Source organism: Kitasatospora sp. NPDC091257, assembly GCF_044757675.1.
Taxonomy (GTDB): domain Bacteria; phylum Actinomycetota; class Actinomycetes; order Streptomycetales; family Streptomycetaceae; genus Kitasatospora; species Kitasatospora lactacystinica.
Genome location: NZ_JBIVVI010000149.1, coordinates 1 through 11008 on the forward strand (window position 1 = coordinate 1; position 11008 = coordinate 11008).

At 74.8% G+C, this 11008-nt stretch carries 11 protein-coding genes; 5 read left to right on the forward strand and 6 right to left on the reverse strand.

Annotation, left to right across the window (positions count from 1 at the left end; all coding sequences use genetic code 11):
* Nucleotides 1-133: 133 nt before the first annotated feature.
* The 6 genes from ACIQOV_RS09825 to ACIQOV_RS09850 all read right to left on the reverse strand — a co-directional run bounded on the left by ACIQOV_RS09825 (nucleotide 134) and on the right by ACIQOV_RS09850 (nucleotide 6262).
* The gene (locus ACIQOV_RS09825) at nucleotides 134-1468 is read right to left on the reverse strand and encodes an HD-GYP domain-containing protein (protein ID WP_401046902.1); all 1335 of its coding nucleotides are present in this window, start codon (nucleotides 1466-1468) and stop codon (nucleotides 134-136) included.
* 104 nt (nucleotides 1469-1572) lie between these two features.
* Complete coding sequence (locus ACIQOV_RS09830) at nucleotides 1573-3006, reverse strand: HD-GYP domain-containing protein (RefSeq protein WP_401046887.1); 1434 nt, start codon at nucleotides 3004-3006, stop codon at nucleotides 1573-1575.
* A 402-nt stretch (nucleotides 3007-3408) separates the two neighbouring features.
* Nucleotides 3409-3819 (reverse strand): mycothiol system anti-sigma-R factor, encoded by a 411-nt coding sequence (gene rsrA / locus ACIQOV_RS09835; RefSeq protein ID WP_401046889.1) that lies wholly within the window; start codon nucleotides 3817-3819, stop codon nucleotides 3409-3411.
* Nucleotides 3816-4466, reverse strand: a complete 651-nt coding sequence (locus tag ACIQOV_RS09840) for a sigma-70 family RNA polymerase sigma factor (RefSeq protein ID WP_401046905.1) — start codon at nucleotides 4464-4466, stop codon at nucleotides 3816-3818. The genes rsrA and ACIQOV_RS09840 overlap by 4 nt, the downstream gene beginning before the upstream one ends.
* 384 nt (nucleotides 4467-4850) lie before the next feature.
* Entirely contained in the window at nucleotides 4851-5489 is a 639-nt protein-coding gene (locus ACIQOV_RS09845; protein ID WP_401046892.1) for an alpha/beta family hydrolase, read from the reverse strand.
* Between the two features lie 20 nt (nucleotides 5490-5509).
* The gene (locus ACIQOV_RS09850) at nucleotides 5510-6262 is read right to left on the reverse strand and encodes an SOS response-associated peptidase (RefSeq protein WP_401046894.1); all 753 of its coding nucleotides are present in this window, start codon (nucleotides 6260-6262) and stop codon (nucleotides 5510-5512) included.
* Nucleotides 6263-6411: 149 nt separating this feature from the next.
* Here ACIQOV_RS09850 and ACIQOV_RS09855 point away from each other — a divergent pair, with 149 nt between their 5' ends.
* From ACIQOV_RS09855 to hisN, 5 genes are all read left to right on the forward strand, one after another.
* On the forward strand, nucleotides 6412-7137 hold the full coding sequence (locus ACIQOV_RS09855; RefSeq protein ID WP_401046897.1) for a M50 family metallopeptidase: 726 nt from the start codon (nucleotides 6412-6414) through the stop codon (nucleotides 7135-7137).
* Nucleotides 7138-7202: 65 nt separating this feature from the next.
* Nucleotides 7203-8534 carry a 3-phosphoshikimate 1-carboxyvinyltransferase gene (gene aroA / locus ACIQOV_RS09860; RefSeq protein WP_359908431.1) on the forward strand — a complete coding sequence of 444 codons (1332 nt, stop codon included), beginning with the start codon at nucleotides 7203-7205 and terminating at the stop codon, nucleotides 8532-8534.
* Between the two features lie 15 nt (nucleotides 8535-8549).
* Nucleotides 8550-9602, forward strand: coding sequence for a ribosome small subunit-dependent GTPase A (gene rsgA, locus ACIQOV_RS09865; protein WP_359908428.1), 1053 nt, complete (start codon nucleotides 8550-8552; stop codon nucleotides 9600-9602).
* Nucleotides 9603-9730: 128 nt separating this feature from the next.
* On the forward strand, nucleotides 9731-10054 hold the full coding sequence (locus ACIQOV_RS09870; RefSeq protein ID WP_359908425.1) for a multidrug efflux SMR transporter: 324 nt from the start codon (nucleotides 9731-9733) through the stop codon (nucleotides 10052-10054).
* Nucleotides 10055-10206: 152 nt separating this feature from the next.
* On the forward strand, nucleotides 10207-11004 hold the full coding sequence (gene hisN, locus ACIQOV_RS09875; RefSeq protein ID WP_380540004.1) for a histidinol-phosphatase: 798 nt from the start codon (nucleotides 10207-10209) through the stop codon (nucleotides 11002-11004).
* Nucleotides 11005-11008 lie beyond the last annotated feature (4 nt).

Below are 11008 nucleotides of genomic sequence, written 5' to 3' on the forward strand. Positions count from 1 at the left end.
GGTCCGCCCCTCCCCAGCCTGCCCGTCCGATCCCACCCGCTCAACCCCTGACGGCCGGAACCCGGTTTTCCCGGTCCCGCGACGGCGGCGCACGGCCCGTACCGTGCGAGCCCCGCGCGCCCGGGCCCGCCCCTCAGCGACGGGCCTGGCCGCCCACCCTGGCGAGGGCGTCCACCACGCGGGGGTCGTAGACCCGGCCGCGGCCCAGCCGCAGCACCTCCAGGGCCTCCAGCCGCCCGACGGCCTCGCCGACGCCCCGGCCGCGGGCCGACGTGAGCAGGTCGTCGTGGGCGTTGGCGACCCGGATGATCCGGGACGCGAGCGGCACCGGCCCCTCGCCGGGGGCGGGTCCGGTGTACGGGTCGGCCAGCCGGGCGACCTGCTCGGCGACCTGCCGGGGCACTCCGGTGCGGCTGATCACCTCGCTGCCGAGGCGGGCGATCCGCTGCTGCTCGGCGTACGGCAGCAGGGCGGTGGCGCCGTCCGGAACCGGTTCGACCAGGGAGAGCTGGCCGACGTCGTGCATCAGCGCGGCGTACTCCAACAGGGCGAGCTCGCGGGTGCCCATACCCAGCTCGCGGCCCAGCGCGCACGCCGTGTCCGCGACCCGGCGCGCGTGCCCGTGCGGGGTGTAGCCGGCCACCTCGGTGGCCCGGGCGAGGCTGGCGATGGTCTGCCCGGTGGTGGCCCGCACGGCGGCGGCGCGCCGGAAGGACACCTGGGCGAGCAGCAGCGGGGTGCAGAACAGCGGCAGCGCCCACAGCCCGACCTCGCCCGCCGCGAGGCTGACCAGCATCCCGGTGGCGACGATCGCCGAGCCGATGCCGAACAGCGAGCGCAGCTCGTCCTCCAGCGCCGCCGGGAACCGCAGCCCGCCGCCGGAGCGGCGCAGCAGCGCCGCCAGGGTCGCGTCGCAGAGCGCGGCCAGCGCGGCGACGGCGGTCAGGAACGCCCCGTACGCCGGGCCCTCGGGCGAGAAGCGGTCGACCGCGCCGCCGTTGTAGAGCGGCTGGAAGACGGCGGCCGCGAAGCCGACGGCGAGCAGCCGGCGGGCGGCGCCGTCGCGGCGGGCCGGGTCGGCCCAGGGCGGACGGCCGTGCGGACGGCCGGGGCCGCCCGGCAGGACGCGGCGCGGCAGGACGAGGCAGGCCAGCCAGCCCAGCAGCAGACCGGCCCCGGTCACCGCGACCACCTGGAGCGTCCCGTGCGCGGTCGGCACTCCGCGCAGCGGCCCGAGCAGCGCGTACGCCAGCGCGCCGGCCGCCCCGATGGGCGCCTGCTCCCGATCCCCCGGAAGGGTGATCCGGACGCACTCGCCGAGCGCGATCAGCGCGGTGAACGCCAGCACGACCCCGGGCTCCGCGACCCCGCGCACGGCGACGGCGCCCAGCGCGAGCGCCAGCAGCACGGCGGCCACCGCGTGCACCGCGCGCGCGGTGCGCCCGCAGGGCGTGCGGCCGAGGAGCACCCGCCGCAGCGCCCGGGGCCCGAACGCCCCCGCTCCGCACACCGCACGCCCGAACGCCCCCGCTCCGAGCACCGCACGCCCGGAAGCCGCGCGCCCGGGGGCCCTCACGGCTGCCCGGCCGCGGGGACGCTCCCGCCCTGGGGCGGCACCCGGCCCGGCGCCGCCCGGACCGGCTCGGGCACCCCGAGCGGGATGTCCGGCACCGCCTCGATGCCGTCCTCGGAGTGCACCACCGGCTGCCAGTCGTGCCCGGCCAGCGCGTCGATCAGCGCCCGCACCATCACCGGGTCGAACTGGCTGCCCGAGCAGCGCTCCAGCTCCGTGACCGCCTCGCCGACCGGGCGGCCGCGCCGGTAGGACCGGGTGGAGGTCATCGAGTCGAAGGCGTCGGCGACCGAGATGATCCGGGCGAACTCGGGGATCCGCTCGCCGGCCAGCCCGCTCGGGTAGCCCCGGCCGTCCATCCGCTCGTGGTGGTGCAGGATTCCGGCGTGCGCCTCGCCGAGGAAGTCGATCCCGCGCACCAGCTCGTACCCGTACACCGGGTGGATCTCCACCGCCCGGCGCTCCGCCTCGGTGAGGGGACCGTTTCTGCGCAGCAGTTCGGTGGCCACCCCGAGCTTGCCGACGTCGTGCAGGATGCCGGCGAAGCGCAGGGTGCGCAGCCGCTCGGCCTCCATGCCGAGCTGAGTGGCGATCAGCACCGAGGCCCGGCCGACCCGTTCGCTGTGGCCCCGGGTGTAGGAGTCCTTGATCTCCACGGCCTGCACCAGCGACTGAACGGTGGCCTGGTGCGCGTCGCGCTCGCGCTGGCCCTGGGCGAACACCCAGGCCGAGATGGACAGCGGCAGCAGGGCGAGCAGCGCCGCGAACGCGCCGTACGGGCCCTGCCAGAGCACCGCGACCATCAGCCCGCCGGCCGCGTGCACCAGCACCGGCAGCCCGCACACCGCGCGCGCCCCGCGCAGCAGCACCCCGGGGCGGCGCCCCTCGCCGAGCATCAGCATGACGCCCACCACCACCCCGTTGACCAGGCAGAACACCGCGACGGCGGCGAATCCCGGCAGCAGCGCGGCCGGGAAGCGGGAGCCGAGCAGCAGCTGCGGGCCGTGCAGCAGGTGGAAGGCGGCCGAGGAGGCGAAGGCGCACAGCGCGAGCTGGGAGCCGTTGAACAGCTGGCGCGGGCGGCAGCCGCGCCCGTTCGGGCCGCCGAGCAGCGCGGCCGGGGCGGCGACCAGGGCGGCGGCGGACGGCGGGAGCATCAGCACCCCGGCGAACAGCACCGGGAAGAAGGCGTTCACCCCGGGCCGGGCCGGCGTCCGCTCGGGCAGCGCGGGCCGGTGCAGCAGCCGGCGCACCAGCACCAGGCAGGGCGTGGGCAGGCCCTGGGCCAGGGACTCCCAGCAGCCGTGCAGGAAGGCCAGCAGCCCGACCTTGGGCCAGTCCACCGGAGCGCCCAGCCAGTGCGGCACCCCGGGGACGGCCGCGGCGGGCAGCAGCGGCACCAGGCAGCACAGCGCCGCCACCGGGACGGCCACCAGGTAGCGCGCCGCCCCTCGCGGCAGGGTCGATCCTCCACAGTCGGTAGCGATCTCGACCTCCCCGCCGTACGGACCCCGTCTTGCCTCAACGCGTCGGGCGGACCGACGGTGAGTGTCCGTCAGGAGAATAGGCCGCCGTCCGGACATGGGGACGCATGATGGCGCAACGGCGCAGTTGGCGCACCGCCAACTCACTCGAACGAGTGAGGGCGCGTGCGAGCGGAACGGGAGCGGCCCCGGGAGCACACACTCCCGGGGCCGCTGGTACTCCTTGCCCGACCTGCGCGAACCGCCCACCCCGCCCTCACCGGCGGGCCGGCGGACCACCGCTCCCGGCGGTCGACCACCCGCCCGTCCGTCGCACGGACGTTCGCCGCGCGGGCGTTCGCCAGGGGGCCGTCACTCCGCCTGGGCGCCGGCCTCGACCGGCGCGCCGGGGCGCTCCGTGGACTCCCGCTCGGCCGCCCCGCCCAGCCCGGGCGCCGGACGGGCCGACTCGGCGTGCACCTCGACGGTGGTCTCCACCGCGACCACCACCTGCTCGCCCGAGCGCTGCCCGGCCCGGATCGAGTCGATCCTGGCCAGCACCTTGCTGCGCAGGTCGGTCGGGGTGTCGTCGCACCCGCAGGAACGCTTGATCAGCGCCTTGATCGCCTGCTCCAGCCCATACTGCTTCAGGCAGGGCGAGCACTCCTCGAAGTGGACGCGCAACTTTGCGCAGTCGCCCTCGGGCATCTCGTTGTCGAGGAATTCATAGAGGTGGTCGAGGACCTCGCCACACTCGGTTTCGTGCGGATCGCCGCAGCTCATGAGCCCGAGCCCTTCGCTTCCTGCCCTGCCCCGCTGCCGGCCGGGACCAGCCCGCGCTCACGGGCGTAATCCTCCAGCATGCCGCGCAGCTGACGACGGCCGCGGTGCAGCCGGGACATCACCGTACCGATGGGAGTACCCATGATGTCCGCGATCTCCTTGTACGCAAAGCCTTCTACGTCCGCGAGATAGACGGCGATCCGGAATTCCTCCGGGATGGCCTGGAGCGCGTCCTTCACATCACTGTCGGGAAGGTGGTCGAGCGCCTGGGTCTCGGCCGAGCGCAGACCGGTCGACATGTGCGACTCGGCCCGGGCCAGCTGCCAGTCCTCGATCTCCTCCGCCGCGGTGCGCTGGGGCTCCCGCTGCTTCTTGCGGTACGAGTTGATGAACGTGTTGGTGAGGATGCGGTACAGCCAGGCCTTGAGGTTCGTGCCCTCGCGGAACTGGTGGAAGGACGCGTACGCCTTGGCGAACGCCTCCTGGAGCAGGTCCTCCGCGTCGGCCGGGTTGCGCGTCATGCGCAGCGCCGCCGAGTACATCGGATCCAGGTAGCCCAGGGCGTCGCGCTCGAAGCGCTCCCGCCGGGCCTCCTCGCTCTCCGCCGCCGACACCCGGTAGGTGTCCTCACCGATCGCCTCGGCCAGCTCCTCACCGGTGAGCGCCTCGCCCGCGGGCAGGGCGTCGCCCGGGCCACGGCCCGGATCGGCCTCGTGCTCGGTCCCGACGACCGGACCCACCTCCTCGGCATGACGGGCACGGCCCACGGCGGGCCGCCCAGAAATGGAGGATATCGGGCTGACGGGCTTCTCGCCCGCGTCGAGCCACTCCGACCACGAGGGGGCGAACGCCGTGGTGGCCTCGCGCTCCTCAGGCCGCTCGGGGCACGCGATCGAACCCATCTGCCCTGCCTCTCACACCGGTGACTCGTGCTGACGGACACGACAACCACACCGGCCCCGGCCGCATTCCCGCCCCCGGGCACCATTCGCTCGCACGAGTGATCGAGCGGAAACTCCCCGCTCACGGCCTCACAGCAGCCGCAGCACCCAGTCCCCCACCGACGAACAGATCAGGTCCAGCACCTCGTCCTGCCCCACCGGCGCCCGCTTGGGCACCTCGAAGCCGTGGCTGCCGTACGGCACCGCCACCAGTTCGTGCCCCGCCGGGAGCTCCGGGAACTCCGCCGGCCCGCCGAACGGGTCCGCCGCGCTCTGCACCACCAGCGTCGGCAGAGCGGACTCCAGCAGCTCCCCGGCCCGGCTCTTCTCCGGCTTGCCCGGAGGGTGCAGCGGGAACGCCAGGGCCACCACCCCGACCGCCCCGGTCGCCGCGCCCGTGCGGCAGGCCACCCGCGCCCCGGCGCTGCGACCGCCCACCACCAGCGGCAGGCCCTGCCCGGCCAGCCGCTCCGCCACCGGCCGCCAGCCGAGGTCCAGTGTCCTCGGCGCCGGGCCGAGCCTGCGGCCCGCCACCCGCCAGGGCTGCTCGACCAGCGCCACGGTGATCCCCCGGGCCGGCAGCTTCCCGGCCAGCGCCACCAGGTCCCGGGCCTCGATCCCGCCGCCCGCGCCGTGGCCGAGCGCCAGCACGACCACGGGCCGCTCGGCGCGGTGGTGGGTGATCCGGGCCTCCCCGGCCTCGGTGGGGACCAGTTCGGTGGTGCTCATCGCGGTGACTCCAGGAAGGTTCAGAACAGGGTGCTCTCGTACTCGACCTCGGTCCACGGCTCCTTGAGCTCCGGACCGTTGTTGCGGATGCTGCCGACCGCCGGCGACACCGGAGTGGCCAGCAGCGCACCCGGCGGCGGGGGCACCAGCAGCCGGCGCAGCCCGTCCGGGTCGGTCAGCCGCGGGTCCAGCCACGCGTCCCAGTCCCCCGGGTCCAGGAACAGCGGCATCCGCTCGTGGATCGGCGCCAGCGACTCCTCGGCGTCCGTGGTGACGATCGTGAACGTCACCAGCCAGGCCTCCGGGTGCCCGGGCGGCACCGCCCGGTTGCGCCAGAACTCGTACAGCCCGGCCAGCGCCAGCGGGGTGCCGTCGGCCCGGGAGACGAAGTACGGCTTCTTGCGGGCCTTTCCGCGCTCCCCCGGCACCGTCTGCCACTCGTAGTAGCCGTCCACCGGCAGGATGCACCGGCGCGCGGCGAAGGCCTGCCGGTACGAGGGCTTCTCGTGCACCGTGTCCGACCGGGCGTTGATCATCTTCACCGCCGTCTCGGCGGAGTTCGACCACTGCGGCACCAGCCCCCAGCGCAGCACCCGCAGCTGCCGCACCGGCCGCGGCCGCTCCCCGCCCAGCCGCTCCAGCACCACGAAGGCGCTGTTGGTCGGCGCGACGTTCCAGTTCGGGTCCAGGGTCTCCGCGGGATCCCAGTGCTCGACGTCGAACAGCTCGACGACGTCCTCGGGCTTGCTGCTGGCTGCGAACCGACCGCACATGCGGGCCAGCTTGCCATGCCACCGGTCCTCACGACGTGTTCATCCCCGGACCAGAACCACCCGCCGCCTCCCGCCCGTCCCCGCATGGGAGGCTGCCCCGAACGGCCCAACGCGACGGCCCAGTGCGGCGGACGGAGGCGGAGACACCGATGAACGCGAACGACCTGACCCTCGGCGACCTGTGGAACCAGGTGACCGGCACCCAGGCCGCCCCACCCGGCTGGCTGGTCCTGGCCACCGGCGCCGCCGCCCTGCTCACCGTCCTGGCCCGCCCGCTCTGGCACGTCGCCCGCAACGCCGTGACCATCGCCCACGAGGGCGGCCACGGCCTGATCGCCGTGGTCACCCGCCGCAAGCTGGCCGGCATCCGGCTGCACTCGGACACCTCCGGGCTCACCCTCTCCTACGGCCGCCCCACCGGCCCCGGCATGGTCCTCACCGCCGCCGCCGGCTACACCGCCCCCGCGCTGCTCGGCCTCGGCTGCGCCGCCCTGCTCGCCGCCGACCGGATCACCCTGCTGCTCTGGCTGGCGATCGTGCTGCTGCTCGCCCTGCTGCTGCGCATCCGCAACGCCTTCGGCTTCCTCAGCGTGCTGGTCGCCGGCGGCGCCTTCTTCCTGGTCTCGTGGTTCGGCAGCGCCGAGGTCCAGGCCGGCTTCGCCTACCTCGGCTGCTGGTTCCTGCTCTTCGGCGCCGTCCGCCCCGTCCTGGAGCTCCAGCACCAGCGCCGGATCGGCTGGGCCCGCGACTCCGACGCCGACCAGCTCGCCCGGCTCACCCACGTCCCCGCCCTCGCCTGGGTCGCCGTCTTCCTGCTCGTCGCCCTCGCCTGCCTCGGCCTCGGCGCCGCCTGGCTGCTCCAGCCGCTGCGGTAGCCGGCCGGAGCGTCCCGCCGCCCGACCGACGAGGGGGCTTCCGCCGCGGCCCCTAGACTTGCCCCATGACCGAGACCCTGTGGCCCGCCCCCGTCGCGACCAGCCCCGTCGACGCCACCGTCACCATCCCCGGCTCCAAGTCGGTCACCAACCGGGCCCTGGTGCTGGCGGCACTCGCCGACGGGCCGGGCTGGGTGCGGCGCCCGCTGCGCAGCCGCGACTCCCAGCTGATGGCCGACGGCCTGCGCGCCCTCGGGGTCACCATCGAGGAGAAGGTCAACAACGACTCCGGCGGCACCGGCGGCGGCGAGGCCTGGCGGGTCATCCCCGCCCCCGCGCTGCTCGGCCCCGCCTCCGTCGACGTCGGCAACGCCGGCACGGTGATGCGCTTCCTGCCGCCGCTCGCCGTCCTCGCCGACGGCCCCGTGCACTTCGACGGCGACCCGCGCTGCTACGAGCGCCCCCAGCACGGTGTGATCAACGCCCTGCGCGCGCTCGGCGCCCGGATCGAGGACGGCGGCCGGGGCGCCTTCCCGCTCACCGTGCACGGCACCGGCTCGCTGGACGGCGGCCCGGTCGAGCTGGACGCCTCCTCCTCGTCCCAGTTCGTCTCCGCCCTGCTGCTCTCCGGGGCCCGCTACAACCACGGCATCGAGGTCCGCCACGTCGGCGGCCCGGTCCCGTCGCTGCCGCACATCCGGATGACCGTGGAGATGCTGCGGCTGGCCGGCGCCCAGGTCGACGCCCCCGAGGACGGCGGCGAGAAGGACGTCTGGCGGGTCACCCCCGGCGCCCTGCTCGGCCGCGACCTGGTGGTCGAGCCGGACCTCTCCAACGCCGCGCCGTTCTTCGCCGCCGCCCTGGTCACCGGCGGCCGGGTCACCGTGCGGGACTGGCCCAGGCACACCACCCAGCCCGGGGACCAGCTGCGCGAGATCTACACCCGGATGGGCGGCGCCTGCGAGTTCACCGACGAGGGCCTGCAGTTCACCGGCACCGGCCGGATCCACGGCATCGAGGCCGACCTGCACGACGTCGGCGAGCTCACCCCGGTGATCGCCGCCGTCGCCGCGCTGGCCGACTCCGAGTCCCACCTGTACGGCATCGCCCACCTGCGCCTGCACGAGACCGACCGGCTCGCCGCGCTCGCCAAGGAGATCAACGACCTGGGCGGCGACGTCACCGAGACCGAGGACGGCCTGCGGATCCGCCCGCGCCCGCTGCACAGCGGCATCTTCCACACCTACGAGGACCACCGCCTCGCCACCGCCGCCGCCGTGCTCGGCCTCGCCGTGCCCGGCGTCGAGGTCGAGAACGTCGCCACCACCGCCAAGACCCTGCCCGACTTCCCCGGGATGTGGTCCGAGCTGCTCGGCGAAGCGGCGGCGGGCGCCTGAGCGGAGACTGAGCACATGCGCCGCTACGGCAAGGACGCCGACGAGGACGACATCCGCAACCGCCCCGCCCGCCGGGGCTCCCGGCCGCGGACCCGGATCCGGCCCAAGCACGAGGACGCCGCCGAGGCGATGGTGCTGACCATCGACCGCGGCCGGATCACCTGCCTGGTCGATCCGGGAACGAAGCAGGAACGCGAGGTCGTCGCCATGAAGGCCCGCGAGCTGGGCCGCAAGGGCGTCGTCGTCGGCGACGTGGTCAACCTGGTCGGCGACCTCACCGGGGACGCCGACACCCTCGCCCGGATCGTCCGGGTCGAGGAGCGCACCTCGGTGCTGCGGCGCACCGCGGACGACGACGACCCGTACGAGCGGATCGTGGTCGCCAACGCCGAGCAGCTGGCCATCGTCACCGCCCTGGCCGATCCGGAGCCGCGCCCCCGGCTGATCGACCGCTGCCTGGTGGCGGCGTACGACGCGGGCATGGAGCCGCTGCTGGTGCTCACCAAGTCGGACCTCGCCCCGGCCTCGACGCTGCTGGAGACCTACGCGCCGCTGGGCATCGAGTACGTGGTCACCCGCCGCGACGAGCTGGAGACCACCGGCGCCGAGGCCGTCCGGGAGCACCTGCGCGGCCTGTCCACGGTCTTCATCGGCCACTCCGGCGTCGGCAAGACCACCCTGGTCAACGCGCTCGTCCCGGACCGCCGGCGACAGACCGGGCACGTCAACGCCGTGACCGGCCGCGGCCGGCACACCACCGTCTCCGCGCTGGCGCTGCGCTTGCCCCCGCCGCCCGGCGCCAAGCCCGGCTCGAAGAAGGCGCTGAACCCCGGCTGGGTGATCGACACCCCCGGCTTCCGCTCGTTCGGCCTCTCGCACATCGATCCGTCCCGGGTCATCCTCGCCTTCCCCGACCTGGAGGCCGGCACCGTCGACTGCCCGCGCGCGTGCAGCCACGACGAGCCGGACTGCGCGCTGGACGCCTGGGTCGCCGAGGGCCACGCCGAGGCGGCCCGGCTCTACTCGCTGCGCCGTCTGCTGGCCAGCAAGGACGGCGAGGCCGACTGAGTCCGGCCGTCCGCGGCCCGTCGGCGGGGTTGGTGGCCCGTTCGAGGTGTCGGAGCGGGCCCACCTGGCGATCATAGGAAAGTCGGGCCGTATGCGGTCCGCCCGTCGATCGACAGGGAGGGCACGCGATGGCATGGGCCCTGGTGGTCCTGGCCGGCCTGCTGGAGACCGGCTTCGCGATCAACCTCAAGCTCAGCGAGGGCTTCACCAAGCTCTGGCCCACCATCAGCTTCTGCGTGTTCGCCCTCGGCAGCTTCGGCCTGCTCACCCTCTCGCTGAAGACCCTTCCGGTCGGCCCCGCCTACGCGGTGTGGACGGGCATCGGCGCGGCCGGCACCGCGATCTACGGCATGCTCTTCCTCGGCGAGAGCTCCTCGGTGCTCAAGCTGGTCTCGATCTCGCTGGTGATCGCCGGTGTCATCGGCCTCCAACTCAGCGGCACGACCCACTGAGCGGCCCGGCACGCGGAGCGGCCGCCCGGCACGCGGAGCGACGAGCGGAGCCGACACGGCGCCGCCGGACGGCCGCGCGCGCCCGCACCCGCTCCGGGCCGCTCCGCGAGCCCGGCTGTGCCGATCCGGGGAGGCTCGCTAGGGTTTCGGGCATGGCCGATTACCACGACGACCTCCGACTCGCCCATGTCCTCGCCGACTCGGCCGACTCGGTCACCCTGGATCGCTTCCGCGCCCTCGACCTGAAGATCGAGACCAAGCCCGACCTCACCCCGGTGAGCGACGCCGACAAGGCCGCCGAGGAGCTCGTGCGCAGCGTGCTCCAGCGCGCCCGTCCGCGCGACGCCGTCCTCGGCGAGGAGTTCGGTCTCCAGGGCTCGGGCCCGCGCCGCTGGGTGATCGACCCGATCGACGGCACCAAGAACTACATCCGCGGCGTCCCGGTCTGGGCCACCCTGATCGCCCTGCTGGAGGACGGCCCGGACGGCGTCGAGCGCCCGGTGGTCGGCATCGTCTCCGCCCCCGCGCTGCAGCGCCGCTGGTGGGCGGCCAAGGGCCTGGGCGCGTTCGGCGGCCGCAGCCTGACCAAGGCCTCCCGGCTGCAGGTCTCCGGTGTCTCCCGGATCGAGGACGCGTCCTTCTCCTACTCCTCGCTCAGCGGCTGGGAGGAGCGCGGCCGCCTCGACCCGTTCCTGGACCTCACCCGCGCCTGCTGGCGCACCCGCGCGTACGGTGACTTCTGGTCCTACATGATGGTCGCCGAGGGCGCCGTCGACATCGCCGCCGAGCCCGAGCTGTCGCTGTGGGACATGGCGGCCAACTGCATCATCGTCGAGGAGGCCGGCGGCCGCTTCACCGGCCTGGACGGCGTCCCCGGCCCCGGCGGCGCCGACGCCGTCGCCTCCAACGGCCTGCTGCACGAGGAGGCCCTGCGCCGGCTCTCCGTCTGACCCG